The sequence below is a fragment of the Flavobacterium flabelliforme genome (genome assembly GCF_017948675.1).
GTDB classification, from domain to species: domain Bacteria; phylum Bacteroidota; class Bacteroidia; order Flavobacteriales; family Flavobacteriaceae; genus Flavobacterium; species Flavobacterium pygoscelis.
The window spans coordinates 554911-574444 of record NZ_JAGFBU010000001.1; the positions used below are offsets into that span (position 1 = coordinate 554911).

The 19534-nt window shown below is 32.3% G+C and carries 18 protein-coding genes; 5 read left to right on the forward strand and 13 right to left on the reverse strand.

Annotated elements, in window-relative coordinates:
* Positions 1 to 59: 59 nt before the first annotated feature.
* Genes murG through mraZ form a run of 9 tightly spaced genes read right to left on the reverse strand, consistent with a single transcriptional unit; the run spans position 60 to position 10284 of the window.
* The gene (gene murG / locus J3S90_RS02405) at positions 60 to 1151 is read right to left on the reverse strand and encodes an undecaprenyldiphospho-muramoylpentapeptide beta-N-acetylglucosaminyltransferase (protein ID WP_210644484.1); all 1092 of its coding nucleotides are present in this window, start codon (positions 1149 to 1151) and stop codon (positions 60 to 62) included.
* A gap of 51 nt (positions 1152 to 1202) precedes the next feature.
* Positions 1203 to 2492 carry an FtsW/RodA/SpoVE family cell cycle protein gene (locus J3S90_RS02410; protein WP_210644486.1) on the reverse strand — a complete coding sequence of 430 codons (1290 nt, stop codon included), beginning with the start codon at positions 2490 to 2492 and terminating at the stop codon, positions 1203 to 1205.
* Between the two features lie 38 nt (positions 2493 to 2530).
* On the reverse strand, positions 2531 to 3862 hold the full coding sequence (gene murD / locus J3S90_RS02415; protein ID WP_188048773.1) for a UDP-N-acetylmuramoyl-L-alanine--D-glutamate ligase: 1332 nt from the start codon (positions 3860 to 3862) through the stop codon (positions 2531 to 2533).
* A 1-nt stretch (position 3863) separates the two neighbouring features.
* Positions 3864 to 5093 carry a phospho-N-acetylmuramoyl-pentapeptide-transferase gene (gene mraY / locus J3S90_RS02420; protein ID WP_210644487.1) on the reverse strand — a complete coding sequence of 410 codons (1230 nt, stop codon included), beginning with the start codon at positions 5091 to 5093 and terminating at the stop codon, positions 3864 to 3866.
* 21 nt (positions 5094 to 5114) lie between these two features.
* Positions 5115 to 6578 carry a UDP-N-acetylmuramoyl-L-alanyl-D-glutamate--2,6-diaminopimelate ligase gene (locus J3S90_RS02425; RefSeq protein ID WP_210644489.1) on the reverse strand — a complete coding sequence of 488 codons (1464 nt, stop codon included), beginning with the start codon at positions 6576 to 6578 and terminating at the stop codon, positions 5115 to 5117.
* Positions 6575 to 8578 (reverse strand): penicillin-binding protein, encoded by a 2004-nt coding sequence (locus tag J3S90_RS02430; protein WP_210644491.1) that lies wholly within the window; start codon positions 8576 to 8578, stop codon positions 6575 to 6577. Before J3S90_RS02430 ends, J3S90_RS02425 begins: the two co-directional genes overlap by 4 nt.
* Positions 8569 to 8916 (reverse strand): FtsL-like putative cell division protein, encoded by a 348-nt coding sequence (locus tag J3S90_RS02435; RefSeq protein WP_188048777.1) that lies wholly within the window; start codon positions 8914 to 8916, stop codon positions 8569 to 8571. The genes J3S90_RS02430 and J3S90_RS02435 overlap by 10 nt, the downstream gene beginning before the upstream one ends.
* Positions 8917 to 8927: 11 nt before the next feature.
* On the reverse strand, positions 8928 to 9836 hold the full coding sequence (gene rsmH, locus J3S90_RS02440; RefSeq protein WP_210644493.1) for a 16S rRNA (cytosine(1402)-N(4))-methyltransferase RsmH: 909 nt from the start codon (positions 9834 to 9836) through the stop codon (positions 8928 to 8930).
* Positions 9811 to 10284: a division/cell wall cluster transcriptional repressor MraZ gene (gene mraZ / locus J3S90_RS02445; protein ID WP_188048779.1), complete on the reverse strand. Its 474-nt coding sequence runs from the start codon at positions 10282 to 10284 to the stop codon at positions 9811 to 9813. Before mraZ ends, rsmH begins: the two co-directional genes overlap by 26 nt.
* Before the next feature lie 378 nt (positions 10285 to 10662).
* On the opposite strand from mraZ, the gene J3S90_RS02450 reads away from it, so the two are divergent.
* The 3 genes from J3S90_RS02450 to J3S90_RS02460 are packed head-to-tail and all read left to right on the forward strand — an operon-like array spanning position 10663 to position 12763.
* On the forward strand, positions 10663 to 11433 hold the full coding sequence (locus tag J3S90_RS02450) for an alpha/beta fold hydrolase (RefSeq protein ID WP_188048780.1): 771 nt from the start codon (positions 10663 to 10665) through the stop codon (positions 11431 to 11433).
* A 34-nt stretch (positions 11434 to 11467) separates the two neighbouring features.
* Entirely contained in the window at positions 11468 to 12088 is a 621-nt protein-coding gene (gene yihA, locus J3S90_RS02455) for a ribosome biogenesis GTP-binding protein YihA/YsxC (RefSeq protein ID WP_188048781.1), read from the forward strand.
* 30 nt (positions 12089 to 12118) lie between these two features.
* Positions 12119 to 12763: a hypothetical protein gene (locus tag J3S90_RS02460; RefSeq protein WP_188048782.1), complete on the forward strand. Its 645-nt coding sequence runs from the start codon at positions 12119 to 12121 to the stop codon at positions 12761 to 12763.
* 133 nt (positions 12764 to 12896) lie between these two features.
* On the opposite strand, the gene gldC is transcribed toward J3S90_RS02460, so the two are convergent.
* Both gldC and gldB read right to left on the reverse strand, forming a co-directional pair.
* Positions 12897 to 13232, reverse strand: a complete 336-nt coding sequence (gldC, locus tag J3S90_RS02465; protein ID WP_188048783.1) for a gliding motility protein GldC — start codon at positions 13230 to 13232, stop codon at positions 12897 to 12899.
* The gene (gene gldB / locus J3S90_RS02470) at positions 13232 to 14188 is read right to left on the reverse strand and encodes a gliding motility lipoprotein GldB (protein WP_210644495.1); all 957 of its coding nucleotides are present in this window, start codon (positions 14186 to 14188) and stop codon (positions 13232 to 13234) included. Before gldB ends, gldC begins: the two co-directional genes overlap by 1 nt.
* 101 nt (positions 14189 to 14289) lie before the next feature.
* On the opposite strand from gldB, the gene nadE reads away from it, so the two are divergent.
* Entirely contained in the window at positions 14290 to 15090 is an 801-nt protein-coding gene (gene nadE / locus J3S90_RS02475; protein WP_188048785.1) for an NAD(+) synthase, read from the forward strand.
* 94 nt (positions 15091 to 15184) lie between these two features.
* The gene (locus tag J3S90_RS02480) at positions 15185 to 15814 is read left to right on the forward strand and encodes a response regulator transcription factor (protein ID WP_188048786.1); all 630 of its coding nucleotides are present in this window, start codon (positions 15185 to 15187) and stop codon (positions 15812 to 15814) included.
* Here the strand turns inward: J3S90_RS02480 and dnaG are convergent.
* Positions 15811 to 17784: a DNA primase gene (gene dnaG, locus J3S90_RS02485; protein ID WP_210644498.1), complete on the reverse strand. Its 1974-nt coding sequence runs from the start codon at positions 17782 to 17784 to the stop codon at positions 15811 to 15813. The two genes, J3S90_RS02480 and dnaG, sit on opposite strands and share 4 nt — an antisense overlap.
* A 132-nt stretch (positions 17785 to 17916) precedes the next feature.
* Positions 17917 to 19512: a hypothetical protein gene (locus tag J3S90_RS02490; RefSeq protein ID WP_210644500.1), complete on the reverse strand. Its 1596-nt coding sequence runs from the start codon at positions 19510 to 19512 to the stop codon at positions 17917 to 17919.
* Between the last annotated feature and the right edge of the window lie 22 nt (positions 19513 to 19534).

Genomic DNA, 19534 nt, shown 5'->3' on the forward strand with positions numbered 1-19534 from the left:
AGCACTTTTAGTTTTACTTCCAAAATACCCGTAGAATGTTAAACTTGATTTTACTGTAATTATTTTATTAATTTTATTATTTCCGACACAATATCTTTTGTAGCATTTGGTTTTGCTAATTTTTTCATGTTTAAACTCAAATTGTTTTGAAGGTTTTCATCATGCAACAATTTGTTAAAAACGGACTCAAATTTATCCTCTAATTCACTCTCTTTTATCAATAAAGCTCCCTTTTTATCAGCAATAGCCTTGCCATTCTTAGTTTGGTGATCCTCAGCTACGTTAGGAGAAGGAATAAAGATTGTAGGCTTACCAACCAAGCATAACTCTGAAACAGATGACGCTCCGGCACGAGAAATAACAAAATCGGCAGCTGCATAAATTAAATCCATTCTATCAATAAAGGAGACCACTTGAACATCTTCTTTCTCTGAAAAATGTCTGTATTCTGACATATAAAAATTACCACACTGCCAAAAAACTTGAACGCCAGAAGCTAATAAAAAATCCAATTCTTTTTCTATTAACTGATTGATTCTTCTAGAACCAAGACTTCCACCAAGAATTAATAAAGTTTTTTTATTGGTATCTAAATTAAAATAAGAAAGGGCTTCACTTCTTTTTGAGTCAATATCTAAAACATCTTGACGAACTGGATTGCCCGTTAAAATCATTTTCTCTTTTGGAAAAAAACGTTCTAAATTTTCATAAGCAACACAAATCGTATTTGCTTTTTTACTTAACAATTTATTTGTGATTCCTGGAAAGGAGTTCTGTTCTTGAATAACAGTTGGTATCCCCAATAAAGTAGCTATTTGTAATAATGGTCCGCTTGCAAAACCACCGGTACCAATGACAACATCTGGTTTAAATTGGCGTACAATTGTACGCGCTCTAAACAAACTACTAATTAACTTTAATGGAAAAAGTGCATTGTCAAAAGTTATTCTTCTCTGCAATCCAGCAATCCAAAGTCCCGTAATCTGATAACCCGATTGTGGTACTTTTTGCATTTCCATTTTATCTTTGGCACCTACAAAAAGAAACTCAGCATCTGGAAAACGAGTTTTTAATTCATTTGCGATAGCAATTGCAGGATAAATATGTCCTCCTGTACCGCCGCCACTTAATATGAATCTATATTGTTTCATTTTCTTAAACTTACTGAGTTAGTATTATTTTATATTACATTAGAAAAAAAATTACTTGTTTAAAACTGCTTGCATTGGATTTACAGCTTTGTCCTGAATTGAATAATCTTCTTCTAAAACAAATTCTTCTTCTAATTCTCTATCTATTAATTTTTGTAATGCTTCTTCTCTTTTTGCCGCTTCTTTTAATTCTTGAGTAATTTCCTCTTCTTTTTTAGTTACGCCTATAATAATGCCTAAAGCAATACAAGTCATCCAGATGGAAGTTCCTCCACTACTAATTAGAGGCAACGTTTGACCAGTAACGGGCAAAAGCTCTACAGCTACCGCCATATTTATCATGGCTTGAAAAATCATTGGAAATCCCAATCCTATTACTACCAATTTTCCAAAGAGTGTATTGGCTTTGTGCGAAGCAATGACAAACCTAAAAAGCAATAATAAATACAAGGATAAAACTCCCAAACCACCAATTAAACCATATTCCTCTACTATAATTGCATATATAAAATCGGAAGAAGACTGTGGTAAGAAATTTTTCTGAACACTTTTTCCTGGTCCTAAACCATATATTTTACCTGAGGCAATGGCGATTTTTGCTTTTTCTATTTGGTAATCATCTTCATCGGGTTTGTTTGTACTAAAACTTTCAATTCGACTTTCCCAAGTTGCAACTCTATTAAAAAATTTGGCATCCGGAAAAGCTTTTGAAATCAATATAAAAAAACCAAGAAATAAAATACCAGTTCCAATAATAATAGCCAAGTATTTCATTGGATAACGACCTATAAAAGCCAACATTAATATCATTGAAAAAATCAATGCCGTTGTAGAGAAATTGGATGGAAGAATAAAAATTAGCGTAATGAAAACGGGCAACCAAAGCTCTTTTAAAGATTCTACAAAATCAATTGGATTTTCCCTTGTTTTGGATAAATAGCGCGCTACAAACACAAACAGCACTAAAGCAGCAAATGCGGACGGTTGAAATGAAATTCCAACCAGTGGAATTTGTATCCATCGACTTGCATTGGCTCCACCAATTACAGTTCCTTTGATCATCGTTATAGCTAAAACTAACCAAACAACAGGCAACAACCATTTAGAAATTGATCTAAAATAATGATAAGGCACTTTATGTATATAATACACAATAAAGAATCCACATCCTATGTGAGCTAAATGTTTAACTAAATATCCTAAAGTATTTCCTGTTCCGTGGCCTATGTAAGCCAAATTACTACTCGCACTCAAAACAGGCATAAACGAAAACAAGGCGAGTAAGGCCACAAATGACCAAATCCCTTTATCTCCTTTTAAATTACCTATTAATCGCTTCATACTTTATTATCTTCAAATTTTATAAAACTCTTTTTTTATTACAAATGCTTAACAGCTTGTTTGAATTGATTTCCTCTATCTTCGTAACTTTCAAACAAATCAAAACTAGCACATGCTGGCGATAACAAAACGGTATCTCCTTTTTCTGTTAATCTTTGAGCCATTTTTACAGCATCATTCATATTATCTACTTCAACCATAATATCTACTACGTTGCCAAAAACATCAATAATTTTTTTATTATCAACACCAAGACAAATGATCGCTTTTACTTTCTCCCGAACTAAAGCCATCAATTCATTATAGTCATTCCCTTTATCAACACCACCAACAATCCAAACGGTTGGTGTATTCATGCTATCTAAAGCATAAAAAGAAGCGTTAACGTTAGTTGCTTTGGAATCATTTATATATTGAACATTCTGTATTTTCAAAACTTTTTCCAAACGGTGTTCTACTCCTTGAAAATCAGATAAACTCTCTCTAATAGTAGCTTTTCTTATTTGCATTAATTTTGCTACAGAGCTTGCTGCCATTGCGTTTTTCATGTTATGCTTTCCTTCTAAAGCAATGTATTCTGTGTTCATTGTAAATTCTTCTTGACTGATTTTAATCTCCATTTTATTATCTTTTATATAGGCTCCTTCGCTGAAAATTTTCGTCAATGAAAAAGGAATTAATTTTGCTTTTGTTTTGTGAGTGCTTAACCATTGGTTAATCGCTTCATCGTCTGCATCGTATATGAGGTAATCATCCTCGGTTTGATTCATTGTTATTCTAAACTTAGAATCGATGTAATTTTCGTATTTATAATCATATCGATCCAAATGATCTGGACTGATATTGGTAATAATTGCGATATGTGGTTTAAAATCTTTGATTCCATCTAATTGAAAACTACTCAACTCCAACACATACGAATCGTATTTATTATCTGCTACTTGCCAAGCAAAACTCTTTCCTATATTTCCGCCCAAACCAGCATTTAATCCTGCTGATTTTAACAAATGATGAGTAAGCATTGTAGTAGTGGTTTTACCATTACTTCCTGTGATACCAATAATTGTTGCATTTGTATAAGGAGCAGCAAACTCGATTTCTGACATTATTGGAATTCCTTTTTCTTTTAGCTTTTTTACTATTGGTGATTTGTCCGGAATTCCTGGACTTTTCATCACCAAATCTGCATTAAGAATCAGATTCTCTGTATGCATTTCCTCTTCCCATTCAATTCCATTTATAAGAAGAACCTCCTTATAGTTCCCTTTTATTTTTCCAAAGTCTGATACAAACACCTCATATCCTTTCTTTTTTCCTAGAATAGCAGTACCAACACCACTTTCTCCTCCGCCTAAAATCACTAATCTCATACTATCTTAATTTTAAAGTAATAATGGATAATATGGCTAACATGATGGCAACAATCCAGAATCGAGTTACAATTTTACTTTCGTGGTATCCTTTTTTCTGATAATGGTGATGCAAGGGAGACATTAAAAATATTCTTCGGCCTTCGCCAAAGCGTTTCTTTGTATATTTAAAATAACTTACTTGTAGGACTACAGATAAATTTTCGACAAGGAAAATTCCACACAATAATGGAATTAGCATTTCTTTACGCACCGCTATTGCTAAAACAGCAATAATTCCACCAATAGTTAAACTTCCTGTATCACCCATAAAAACGGAAGCTGGATAAGAATTGTACCATAGAAATCCGATAAGTGCCCCAACAAATGCCGCTATAAAAACGGTCATTTCTCCTGAATTGGGGATATACATAATATTGAGATAGTTTGAAAAAATGATATTTCCAGAAACAAAAGTAAATATGCCCAACGCAAGAACAGAAACTGCTGATGTTCCGGCAGCAAGTCCATCAATTCCATCTGTAAGATTTGCACCATTAGAAACTGCTGTTATAATAAAAATAACCACAGGAATAAAAACCAGCCAAGCCCATTTTTGGTAACCATCACCAGTCCAAGCTAATAATTCAGCATAATCAAATTCATTATTTTTAAAGAAAGGTATTGTCGTTACTGTAGATTTCTCTTCAACGGGCGCTTGAACAATTTCATTTTCTGTGGTAACTCTAAAAATATTTATTTTACCTGTATCTTGTCTTACAGTAACTGCAGGACTAAAATAAAGTACAGATCCCACAATCAAACCCAAACCAACTTGCCCAACAACTTTAAAAATTCCTTTTAATCCCTTTTTATCTTTTTTAAAGATTTTTATATAATCATCAATAAAGCCAATAGTTCCCATCCAAAGTGTGGTAACCGTCAACAAAACAATATAGATATTATGTAATTTCGCAAAAAGTATTACCGGAACAAGAGTGGCAAAAATTATAATTAATCCACCCATGGTTGGCGTCCCCGCTTTCTCATTTTGTCCGGCTAAACCTAACTCACGAACAGTTTCACCAACTTGTTGTCTTTGTAAAAACTGAATAATTCTTTTTCCATAAATAGTTGACAACAGCAACGATAACATAAATGCTAATGCTGATCTAACAGTAATGTATTGAAAAACTCCTGTACCAGAGATATCCAATGTTTTGTCTAGATATTCAAATAAATAATATAGCATATATGATTATGAGTTAGTTGATTATTTATTAAGTTGTTCTAAAATTTCCTTTATCGTTTCCATATCGTCAAAATGGTGGCGAATGCCTTTTACTTCTTGGTAGGTTTCATGTCCCTTACCAGCAATTAAAATTATATCGTTAGGCTGAGCCAATTGACAAGCTGTTTTTATTGCTTGTTTTCTATCTGTAATACTTAAAACTTTTTTATAGTTTTGAGGTGCAACACCTTGCTCCATTTCATTAATAATAGCCTCAGGATCTTCCTCTCTGGGATTATCAGAAGTAAGTATCGCTTTGTCACTTAATGCAGTTGCGATATCTGCCATTATCGGACGTTTCGTTTTGTCTCTATTCCCTCCACAACCCACAACTGTAATTAGTTGTTCATTTTTAGTTCGAATATCATTTATAGTTTTCAAAACATTATCTAATGCATCCGGAGTATGCGCGTAATCTACAATTGCAGTAATATTGGTTGCTGATACTATAAATTGAAATCTTCCAGAAACGCTTTCTAAATCAGATAATAATCGAAGTACTTCAAGACTTTCCAATCCTAACTCAACTGCTGCACCATAAATCGCTAATAAGTTATAGGCGTTAAAAGTACCTATCAATTTTACCCAAACTTCATTTCCGTTTATTTTTAATAACAAACCAGAGAGTTGGTTTTCAAGAATCTGAGCTTTATAATCGGCGTAAGATTTCAGAGCGTAAGAACATTTTCTTGCTGTTGTATTTTGCAACACTATTTGTCCATTTTTATCATCGATATTAGACAATGCAAATGCAGTTTTAGGCAAATGATCAAAAAATGATTTTTTAACATCTCTATATTCTGCAAACGTAGGATGGTAATCTAAGTGATCATGCGATAAATTAGTAAATATTCCTCCCACAAAATGCAACCCTTCTGTTCTTTTTTGATGAATACCATGTGAACTCACCTCCATAAAACAGTATTCAACACCTTGATCTACCATTTCTTTTAGATAATGGTTTATGGTAATAGAATCTGGTGTAGTATGAGTGGCTTTATATTCAATAGTGTCAACAACAATTTTTACCGTAGAAAGCAACCCTACTTTAAAACCTGCTTTTTGGAATAACTGAAATAATAGGGATGCAATTGTAGTTTTACCATTGGTACCCGTAATTCCAACTAACTTTAAATGCTGAGATGGATCACCAAAAAAATTGGCCGCCATAAAAGCCATAGCAGTATTGGTATCTTTCACTAATACATAAGTAACCTCTTTTTCAATTTTTTCAGGAAAAGTGTCGCACACTATGGCTACTGCTCCTAGCTGAATTGCTTTTTCTATAAAATCGTGCCCATCAGAAACAGAACCTCTTATTGCCACAAAAATATCATTAGATCCAATTTTTCGAGAATCAAAATCTAATTTATGAATAGCAACATCAGTCGAACCCTTTACGGCCTCGATAGCTACCTTGAACAATATATCTTTTAGTAAACTCATGATAATTCTAATAATATCGTTGCGTTCTTAACAATATTTTGTCCCGCTTCTACCGATTGTTTTTTTACTTTTCCAACTCCTAAAATTCGTACCTTCAAACCTAAATTACCCAACAATGCTACTGCATCCATACCAGACATTCCTTTTAGATTTGGCACTAATTGTTGCTTAACGTGAGATTTAACAAAATAAGAATCGTAATCACTTTCTTGTTTTGGAATTTTTCTGTCTAAATTTTTAATTTCATTCGTTGAAGGCGCATCCGTAAATATTTTTTGTGCAATTCTTTTAAAAACGGGTCCAGCAACATCGGCACCATAATAATTATTATTGACTGTATTTGGTTTATGAACCACCACAATACAAGAATATTTAGGATTGTCTGCAGGGAAATAGCCAACAAAAGAAGAAGCATAATGTTTGTCTGCACCTCCATTAATTCCATAATTTACTGCCGCAGTTCCCGTTTTACCTGCCATTGAAAAATCTTTAGAATACAATTTAGATCCAGTACCTTTTTTAACCACATTCTCTAAAACCGCGCGCAATTTTAAAATAGTTGATTGCGAACAAATTCTTGGATTTAAAACTTCTTTATCGTATTTTTTTATGGTTCTATTCCATTCTTTAATTTCAGAAACGAACTGAGGTTTCACCATTTCCCCATTATTTGCAACAGCATTATAAAAAGCTAATGTTTGCATAGGTGTAATTGAGACGCCATAACCAAAAGCCATCCAAGGCAGCGAAATATTAGACCAATGTTTGTCTTTAGGTTGTGGTATATAAGGTCTTCCTTCGCCTTTTATTGAAAGTCCTAATGGTTTGTTTAATCCAAAATTATTAAGATGATTTACAAATTTTGAAGGTTCATTTTTATAATTCTCATACACCGCTTGAACCATAATCGTATTAGACGAAAGTTCAAACCCTCTTGCTAATGAAATCTTACCGTAACCCCCAATATGCGAATCGCGTACTTTTTTGCCAGAATAAACGATAACCCCACCTTTACTATCATAAACACTACTAGTATCTGCTTTTTTATCTTCAAGAAGTGCCATCAAATCGGCAAGTTTATACGTAGATCCAGGCTCATGTGATTCGGCTACTGCATAATTCGTTGTTTCGAAATATGAACCATCAGTGCCTCTTCCTAAATTTGAAATTGCTTTTACATGACCCGTTTTTGTTTCCATAACCACTACACAACCATGATCTGCTTCATATATTTCTAACTGTTTTAGTAAAGCATGATGCGCAATATCCTGTATGTAAACATCTATAGTTGAGACAACATCATACCCGTCTTGAGGATCAACTTCATTCAAATCTCTTATTGGCTTCCATTGCCCTTTGGCAATCTTTTGTTTTAAAATTTTACCGTCTTTACCATTAAGATAATCTCTAAACGCCCACTCTATTCCTTTACCATCATACGATTCGCCTTTTGAAGTGCGCTCATAACCTACCGTTCGTTCAGCAATTTTACCTATTGGATGTTCTCTTACCGTTTCTTGCTCGATTATAATCCCTCCTTTATAGGCACCCAAATTAAATAATGGAAAACCTTTAATTTTAAAGTATTGTGTATAACTCAATTTACGAGCAATCAAATAATATCTGTTTTTGTTCGCTCTAGCTTTTCGAAGTTCATTCTCATAAAAACCCGATGATTTACCTAAAACTGTTGCTAACGAATCTGACAATGCTCTAACATTTTTCTCAAATGATTCTGGCTTTGGAGCCAAAGCATCAAAACGTATTTCATAATTTGGAATTGAAGTAGCCAAAAGACTGCCATCAGCAGAATAAATATTTCCTTTATTGGCTGGAATTACAAAATTCCTAACGGTTCTTTCTTTAGCCAACTTTCTATAATAATCCCCTTCAACCCACTGAATATTAGTTAATTTAACGGCAATAGCAATAGCCATGACAAAAATGCCAAAAGCTACCATGTATATTCTATAAGATATGTGCTTATCTTCTACTGCCATAATTTTCCTAAAAAGGTTTTATCTTCTTCTTTTATTACTTTTATTTTTACTGGAGGAACTGTTGACGGAAAAATTCCTTTCTCAATCATTTTTTCAGAAACAGTAGACTCCATTTTCAGTTTCATCAACTCAGAACGCCTGTCAACAAACTCAGAGCGCAGCTCTTTAGCTTTATTAGTTAACTCGACAATTTTAAACACCTTTTGTTCAAATCTCTGAGTGTTAGCAATCATTAGAATAGCTAATAAAATTATAAAAACAATAAAACGCCAGTTCTTGACCGCATCCTCATTATTAAGGAATTTTGCCTTTAACAAACCGTATACTCCGTTTTTCATCTTTTAATAAATTATCTCTTTTCTGCTATTCTTAATTTGGCACTTCTAGCCCTATTGTTTTCTTTTATCTCTTGATTATCCGGAACAATTAGTTTACCGATGGTTTTGAATGGAACCGAAAAATTACCAAAAAAATCACGTTCAGGTTCTCCTTCAAACAGACCGTTTTTCATAAAACGCTTGACTAATCTGTCTTCTAAAGAGTGATATGATATTACACTTAATCTGCCTTCAGGACTTAAAATCTCTAGTGATTGCTCTAAAAATTCTTTCAAAACATCCATCTCTTGATTTACTTCAATTCGGATAGCTTGATAAATCTGAGCTAATATTTTATTTCGAATTCTTTCCGGTAAAAATCGCGCTAACACTTCTTTTAACTGATCTGTAGTTTTAATAGGACTATTTTCTCTAGACTCAATTATTGTTCTAGACAAAAGCGGAGCATTTTTTAATTCACCATAATCCAAAAAGACTCTCTTTAAATTAGCCTCATCATACTCATTAACCACTTTATAAGCATTTAAATCATTTTTTTGACTCATTCGCATATCCAATCCAGCATCAAATCGTGTAGAAAAACCTCTTTCTGGCACATCAAATTGATGAGAAGAAACTCCTAAATCTGCTAAAATTCCGTCTACACTTTTAATTCCGTAAAAGCGCATGAAACGTTTTATAAATCTAAAATTCTCATTAATCAGTGTAAATCTTTCGTCTGGCAATGCATTTGCCAAAGCATCCTCATCTTGATCAAAAGCAAAAAGTTTTCCGTTTGGACCCAGTCTAGACAAAATTTCTTTTGAATGACCACCTCCACCAAAAGTCACATCAACATAAACACCATCAGGTTTAATATTTAAACCATCTACTGTTGCATGAAGCAAAACCGGATTATGATATTCCATTGTCGTCGTCATTTATATTACCCATTACTTCTTCTGCTAAATCTGCAAAATCTAAATCCTCACCACTTATTGATTTCTCATATAAATCTTTATCCCAGATTTCTACAATATTCACTGCCGAAGAAAACACTACTTCTTTTGCTATACTTGCAAAAGAAACCAAATCCTTAGGAACTAATAACCTTCCTAAAGCATCAATCTCAACCACCTTAACCCCTGCAGTAAAGCGACGAATAAAATCATTATTCTTCTTTACAAAACGATTGAGTTTATTTATTTTTTGCATCATTAAATCCCATTCCTGCATAGGATATAACTCTAGGCAAGGCTGAAACACAGAACGCTTCAAAACGAATCCGTTTTGAAGTGAGGAAGCCAATTGCTTTTTCAAAGGCGCTGGCATGAGCAACCTTCCTTTAGCATCGACTTTACATTCATATGTCCCAATAATTGTATCCAAAGAATAGTATTAAATGATGTAGAGCAAAAATATAAAAAAAATTACCACATTTTACCACTATATACCACTTTGTTAATAAGTTTAACCACTTTACTCCCGAAAAGCCTAATTTATAAGCAATCAGAGCTTTAACAATTATTTGCTTTATTTGTAAGAAACATAATGTTATAAAAAACAACATTTTGAAGATGTCTAAACAGCCTATTAAAATGGTTCAGATAAATCAGAAAAAGACATAAATAGAGAAGAATAATCCAACAAAAAAGAGGATTTTAATGTTTGAACAGAATAATTTTACAATTAAAAATTGTTGTAAGAATTAATTTTTATTTATTAAATCATATATTTGTCAAAATTGAAAATTCGGTTTCAAACAAAATGGAAAAAAACTATAAAAAAGAAGGTAGATACAGCTATTATGAAGCTGGAGAAGGAATCCCAATCGTTATACTTCACGGACTAATGGGAGGACTCAGTAATTTTGATGCTGTTGCTAGTTACTTTTCTACAAAAGGCTACAAAATCATCATTCCAGACCTACCCATATACACTCAAAATATTTTGAAAACTAATGTAAAAAGTTTTGCAAAATATGTAAAAGATTTCATCACATTTAAAGGTTTAGAACGCGTTATATTATTAGGTAATTCATTGGGCGGACACATAGCTTTGTACCACACTAAAATGTATCCTGAAAAAGTAGCAGGTCTTGTAATTACAGGAAGTTCAGGACTTTACGAAAGTGCAATGGGAGATAGTTATCCTAAAAGAGGGGATTACGAATACATTAAGAAGAAAGCAGAAGATGTTTTTTATGATCCTGCGGTAGCCACAAAAGAACTTATAGATGAAGTTTATGAATCTGTGAATGATAGAATAAAACTGATAAAAACATTAACAATTGCTAAAAGTGCAATTCGCCATAATATGGCTAAAGATTTGCCAAAAATGCATGTTCAGACTTGTATCATCTGGGGAAAAAACGATAAAGTTACACCTCCTGATGTTGCAGAAGAATTTAATAAATTATTACCAAATTCTACTTTATATTGGATTGACAAATGCGGACATGCTGCTATGATGGAACATCCAGATGAATTTAACAATTTACTGGAAGAGTGGTTAACCAATACACATTTACCAGTATAATTTTATACCAAGAGAATTTTTACACAACATAAAAATGAAAATTAATACCGCAGAATTTGTTATTAGTAACTCCGAAGTAAGCAAATGTCCTAAAGATTTTTTGCCGGAATATGCTTTTATTGGTAGATCAAATGTAGGGAAATCCTCTTTGATAAACATGATAACAAATCATAAGAAATTAGCAAAAACATCTGGAAGACCTGGAAAAACACAATTGATCAATCACTTTTTGATTAACAGCAATTGGTATCTAGTCGATTTACCAGGTTATGGTTATGCAAAAGTGTCTAAGAAAACAAAATCTATTTTTCAGGAATTTATAACAGACTACTTTGAAACAAGAGAACAATTAGTATGTGCATTTGTTTTGATTGATATTCGCCACGAAGCGCAAACTATAGATATCGAATTTATGTCGTACATGGGAGAAAGCGAAATTCCCTTCTGTATTATTTTTACCAAAGCAGATAAAATTAGTAAAGTAAAAATAGATTCACATATTGCCGCTTACAAGAAAAAAATGTTTGCTAATAACTGGGCCGAAATGCCTCATTATTTTGTAACCTCAGCAACAGAATCAACAGGAAAAGAAGAATTATTAGGCTACATAGACGAAGTGAACCAAGAAGTATTTAAAAACAACAATCAGTTTTAAAATACTCTAAATAGACTTGGAAAAATAGACATGACAAGAAAAAAAATTATCTCAATTCCTATTTTAGCCATTGTTTTATTGCTTTTTGCTTCATGCAAAAGCAATACTTACGTCTTAACTAATATAGATTATAAAACAGGCGTTGATTTTACAAATGGAAAATGGTTGCTTAATCAATTAGATAGTCCAGGCTACAATTCTGAAAGGCTTACTAATGAGGCCGCCACCTTTTTTAAAGATAATTTAAAAGATCGCTATTTTTACAGAGAGGACGTGAGCAATTTATTGATACCTTATAAAATCCCATTAAACCCAAGTAAACAAAAACTTCAAGAGCTAAAAATCGGAACAGGTTTTGACTATTTCATCAATATTTCTTCTAAAAAAAACAAAGACGAAATAGGAATAATTGGACTATACGAAGACGAATACTCAACGGGAGCAAACCAAAGCGAGGTAACACTAGAAATATATGACTTGAATTCACAAGAAATAATCTATTCTCAAAGGGCAATTGGAAAGGAATCCGCTAAAAAAGAAAAGTCAGTATGGGAAACTCAAAAATCAAATAAATTAATCGATAACATTTCTTTTCACAGAAGCTCAAGTACGCTAATGACAGGAAGCTTGAAGAAGATCCTAAAAGATTTGCAAAAAAAATCTATACAAAATTAAAAATTCTTTCAGTCTAAAAAACCATTAATTCAACAAAAAAAAACTGCAATTGAAACGAATCAAATTGCAGTTTTTTTTTAGTTTAAATTTTGAAGCTGTACTTTGTACAGAATAGTTTGGGATAAAAGATTAACTATTTACCCAACTCTAATTTCTCTGCAAAATAATCGCAAAAATCTTTCATGGTATCTGACATTTTTTCGTCATCTGTAGCACGTTTAAAAGTTTCTGACATTGCTACTAAAGTTTGGTGAAAGAAAATTTTCATTTCATCAACAGGCATATCTTTCGTCCACAGATCAATTCGCATACTTTCCTTTGCTTTGCTATCCCAAATAGAAAGCATAATCGCTTTAGCCTCTTGCGCCTCCACACCTCCATCTTGAGCAGACCACATTAATTTTTCTGGAACACGGTTTTCATCTAATTCGACTAAAAACTTAATTTCGGATGTATTTTTATTTGACATTATTTTTTGGGTTTGTATTTAGATTTTTCGAACAACTCTTTTGCATTCATTTTTAATAATTCGGAAATAGGCATATCATTATTTTTTGCAAAAGATCGTACTATTTGCCAACCGATCCATGCTCCAACTCTTCCCGGAGAATCATTGTCAATCTCAAGATAAAATTTAGAGAAAGGAGCTGGGTTTATAAATCGGGAAATTAATTTTTGATCATTATTATAAAGCATTTCTCTTTCTATAAAATAGCGCCACATATAATTTTCATTTTCCTCACACCAAGTAATTTGTTCTGGCGTGTAACCCATTTTTTCTGCATCTGAATACTCAGGCAATAATAAATCTTTTAGATATAATTGTTTGCCATTGTATATCATCTGTGTTAAAAGATCTTTATCAAGGACTGGTGGAATTTTACGTGTCGAAAAACTAGCCACTACGTCAGGAGCGATTTGTTTTTCTACAAAATTTTGCTTTAAATAATTTGGGAATTGATAAAATTTGTGCTCTTTTCCCAGATATAATTCTAAAGAGATGATGACTAAACTATCTGCATAAATAGCCTTATTATTATAGTCCATTTCTGCGATAACAGTAATCACTTTTGGTGTTTTTGTTTCTGGAAAATAATATTTAATGTGTTTAAAAAGAGTTTCTAATTCTTCCTTTTCAGGTTCAAAATTAGCATACTTTTTCTGAACCTCAGTGTACACTTCTTTCCAAATTGGATCCTGCATTTTGTTAATCCAAACACTGTTGTCATTTCCCGCAGGAAAAAAAAACGGAAATTGTTTTTTGACCTTATCTAAATCTTGAGGCTTCGTTTCAAAAAATAATTGATCAAAACGCTCCACTTTTACTTCTAAAGGAATTACCGCTATGGCAGTTTCAACTTTATTTTTCTTATTACAAGATAAAATAAAGAGACAAAAGACTACAAGCAACAGATATTTTTTCATATTTATTAATTAAATTTGTTTCTAAAGAAAAATCAGGAAACAAAAGAATGAGTAATTCATTTTGCAAATATACATTCCTGCTTCTTAAAATGTAAATTATTATGACTAAAAAAAGCACCATTCAAGTTGAAAAAATAAACGATCAAATTGTTAAGTGGTTAAAAACTTATGCCGAAAATGCAAAGGTAAACGGGTTTGTGATCGGTATTTCTGGCGGAGTAGATTCAGCCGTAACCTCAACCTTATGTGCTCAAACAGGATTAAAGGTTTTATGTGTTGAAATGCCAATTCATCAAGCACAAAGTCATGTAACTCGCGGAAAAGAACATATTGAACAATTAAAGTTACGTTTCCCAAATGTAAGTAGTATTGAAGCGAATCTAACGGATACTTTTGAAACTTTTAAAACCGTTGTCCCAGAAAATGAAGATGTTGCCAAATTAAATTTAGCATTAGCAAATACTAGAGCAAGATTAAGAATGACCACTTTATATTATTTTGCTGGAATTCATGGACTATTGGTGGCAGGAACAGGAAATAAAGTTGAAGATTTTGGCGTTGGTTTTTACACAAAATATGGTGACGGCGGAGTAGATCTAAGTCCAATAGCTGATTTAATGAAATCGGAAGTGTTTTTATTGGGTCATTATTTAAAAATAACTAAATCAATTTTAGACGCCTCACCAACAGATGGATTGTTTGGTGATGACAGAACAGATGAAGATCAACTTGGCGCTAGTTATGATGAGTTAGAATGGGCAATGTTACAAGATGAATCTAAAAAAAGCGCAACAGATTTTACAGGAAGAGAACGTATTGTTTTTGAAATATACAAGCGATTAAATCGTATAAATCAACACAAAATGATCCCAATTCCCTTTTGTAGAATCAATAAATATTAAAGAAATCATATTTTCTATTGATTTGCAATTAATTACAGAAATTATTTATTAATTTTACGAATCCAATTACAAACAATTCTAAAAACTTAAAATTATGATTAAAGTATGTATAGCCGATAACTATCCTGTTGTGCATTTTGGAGTAAAATCTTACTTTAAAGATAATGCAGACATTTCGATAGTTGCCAATGTTGGCAATTTCTTAATGGTGCGGGATATACTTCAAACAAAAGACATTGATGTCTTAGTAATAGATTTGGAACTAGAAGGTCTTTCCAGCATTTTTGAGGTCAAAGCACTTTTGAAAAATTTTCCAAAAACAAAAATTATTATCTATAGTGGTCTTTCTGAACAGATTTATGCACCAAATGCCATAAAAGCCGGAGTATCTGGTTTTGTACACAAATCTGAAAAATTAGAAACTTTAGGTATCTCTATTATCAAAGTCTACCAAGGCAAGATAATAATGAATGAGACAGTAAAGAAAAATTTAGCATTGATTGCTAAACAAACTAAAAGTGAACGTTTGTATCGCAAGTTATCTAATCGTGAAGTTGAAGTTTTACGTTATTTAAGTGGAGGTAAAAAGAACCATGAAATTGCTGAAATTTTAAATCTTAACGAAAAAACGATTAGTACATACAAATTGCGTTTATTAACTAAGTTAAATGTTACTAACCTAGTAGACTTAGTGGATAAAGCAAAAAAACTAGAAATAGTTTAGTATCGAGACATTACTCTTCCCAGTTTTTTAGAAAAAGAATGGATTAATGTATTGTAATCCATTATCATTGATAAAGACTCTGTATTATCCGAATTTGATTCAGATAGCACAGAGTTTTTTAATTCTTCGATTATCATTCCTACCAAATACCAACGCATTGTCAATATTGTTTCTGAAACATTTTGACTTATAGTCTCGTCTTTTGATTTTGGAAAAATATTTTGTCCTACCCAATCATGTAGAACAACACGTTCATCCTCCATCAAAATATCGGTAACCTCTTGAGCAAAATCAGGCTGTAAATGCATCAAGTATTGTTCTAAACTAAATGTTTCATGTTGATGATAAAAGTTTATGAGATCATTAAATATATCTCTAAACAAAGGATTGGCCAATTCTACCTCATCTTCTTGTAGGCTTAGGTAAATTCTTTGATATACTTTATATTCTTTTTTCTCTGTAAATGTTGCAATCTCACCTTCTTCGTTTGTTTTTAAAAACGTATCTTCAAATTCTTCGTTTTTATTACCGTATAACAAAAGAATTTCTATAATTTTTCGTTCGAGTCGATATAAAATATCAACTTTTTGAGGAGATATAGGGTTGTCATTTTTTACAATCTCAAAAGCCTTTTGCTCCTGCTTTTGTTTTTTACCAACTTCTGTAACTTCTTTTTGAACTAATTGTGCTAAGGTACTTTGCAGCACTTGCTCTGAAATGTCCATAATCCTAGAACATTCCTGAATGTAAATTTCTCTTTGAATACGATCTGGAATTTTTGAAATACTAGTAACCATATCTCGAATCAAATCTGCTTTTTTGATTGGATCGTTCTTGGCTTCATTCATCAAAAGTGACGCCTTAAATTGAATAAAATCTTTAGCATTATTTTCTAGATATAAAACTAAATCATCATGAGAAGTTTTTTTGGCAAAACTATCTGGATCTTCACCATCAGGAAAAGTACATACTTTTACGTTCATCCCTTCCTCTAGTATCAAATCGATTCCGCGAATAGAAGCACGAAGTCCTGCTGCATCGCCATCAAAAAGCATCGTTACATTCTTAGTCAACCTATTGATCAATCTGATTTGATCTGGCGTCAATGCTGTACCAGATGAAGCAACAACATTTTCTATTCCTGCTTGGTTAAACTGAATCACATCTGTATAACCTTCAACTAAATAACAATTATTTAGTTTAGCAATAGATTGTTTGGCTTGAAAAATTCCGTAAAGGACTTTGCTTTTATGGTAAATATCACTTTCAGGCGAATTTAAATATTTTGCTGCTTTTTTATCGTTGGTCAAAATTCTACCTCCAAAACCCAGCACTCTTCCTGACATACTTTGAATAGGAAACATAACACGCCCTTTGAAGCGATCAAATGGACGATCGTCTTTAGGAATTGTTAAACCGGTACTTTCCAAAAATTCTAATTTATACCCTTTTCCTAGCGCTTCCTTAGTAAAAGCATCCCAAGCTTCAGGAGAATAACCTAATCCAAATTTTTCAATAGTATCATTTGTAAACCCTCTTTCTTTAAAATAAGAATAACCTATCGCTTTTCCTTCTTCTGAATTTAAAAGCGTATTGTGAAAATAGGTTTTAGCAAATTCTGAAACTAGATACATACTTTCTCTAATATCGGTATTTGCTTTTTCTTCATCAGTTTGCTCTGTTTCTTCGATTTCAATATTGTATTTTTTGGCTAGATAGCGAATGGCCTCTGGATACGTAAATTGTTCGTGTTCCATCAAGAACGCAACCGAGTTGCCACCTTTTCCAGAACTAAAATCTTTCCAAATTCCTTTAGCTGGAGAAACCATAAACGAAGGAGAACGCTCCTCAGAAAAAGGACTCAATCCCTTGAAATTACTTCCTGCTCGTTTTAAATTTACAAAATCACCGATTACCTCCTCTACTCGAGCAGTTTCGAAAACAGTATCAATGGTCGCTTTTGAAATCAAAATATCTTGGGAAATTAAAATTATTTTAAGATTGCAAAAATACGCAAATCAAACCTCAAATTCTAAATCTAAAACGAAAAAAAGCGCCTCTTTCGAAGCACTTTTTAAATAACTAACTAACTCAAATAAATCTTAATTAAAATCGAAACGCAATCCTAAAGAAACATTATTCTGATTCACAGCATTATTTTTAAACAACGGATTTAAATCATATTTCAAATATAAACTTGTCGATTTATAACCTGCATAAGTACTTAAACCATAAATAAAATCTGTTGTATTAAAATCGCCTTTGACTTTATCAGTAACTTTCAGGTCATTGTCATTATATTTTATAATTTGCTTTGATTTCAAATTAACTCCTGCATATCCTCCAACTCCCAAACGAAAGCTATTGTGGGTTCTAAATAAAGGTTTCCCATTTGAATCTTTATTACCAGAAAAATCAAATTCTAAATGTAAGGGCGCAACTAAATAAACATTTTTAAAACGTGAATCATTTAAATCTCTAGAATCTACAGTAAGATCTGTTTGATTTCCATTCACTACAAAACTGCGATTATCCGTTGGACGAAGATTATTATACATCAAAGAAAGACCATATTTAGCGTGCAAAAGATTATCCTTTTCTAAGATTCTACTATTGTACGTAACACCAAGTTCATAAAAATGAGATCCAAAATACCTAAAATCTGACTTATTCACATTTCCATTTGTTACTACATTATTCAATCCCGCAGCAAAAACTAATTGGCTTGTAGTTCTTTTAGACAATCTACTTTCTTTATCCTCATATCCATTATAAAACTTCATAGAAGTCACATTGAATTCTCTATTATTAGAACCTATAGAATCATTACTAATCCCAATAATAACTCTGGTTGAGCCTTTTTTATCATTTTCAGCACTATCAAATTTACCATCTACTATATCTTGAATTAACTGATTCAATTTCTTCTCCTCTAAAGCTACTTTAGTTTCGATAGTATTGGCACGTACTTTTGCTTTTTCTAATTTGAGTGCTTCTGCTTTTTCTTTCGAAATTAATCCTTTTTCTACTTCTTGATCAATAGCATCTACTTCATTTTTTAATGCCTTTTTTTCTCTATCCTTCACCAACTTAATTTCGTCCCCTATTGCTTTGGCTCTTTTTTCAAAGGAAATCAATTTATTGTCTCTTCCTTTATTGTAGCCTGTTTCCGCAAGAGAATCATCTACTATTTCTATAGTAATGTCTTTAAACCAAACTTGACCTGTTTCATTTAATAAAACACCATAAGAAATAGAGGTAGCATCAACTGGTACAAATAATACGATTTCATATTTTTGCCAGTCTGTTGTTCCTTTAATGCGTCTATCGTTCATATTGTCAAAAGCGAGAACTTGAGCTGAATAATAATCAACACGCATCCATAATGCAGCACCAGATTTTGCTTTTTCACTTTTTACATATCCAGACATTTTAACTGTTTTTCCTTTATATAAATCAGATGGAACGGTTTTCATAAGGGAACCAAAACCATAAATCTTATTTTTAACTGACTTCATGGTAAAAATATTTTGATCCATTAGCTGTGGATTTTTTTCAAAACTCATGTTGTAATTAGGAGAGTTTGGTTCCCAATACGACCAGTCTAGCACATATTTATAACTTCCTGTACTTTGAGCGTTTAATTTGGCGACCATAGCGACCAAAAGAATAACTGTAAATAAAATAATTTTTCTCATGATTTTCGTTTTTTGATTGATG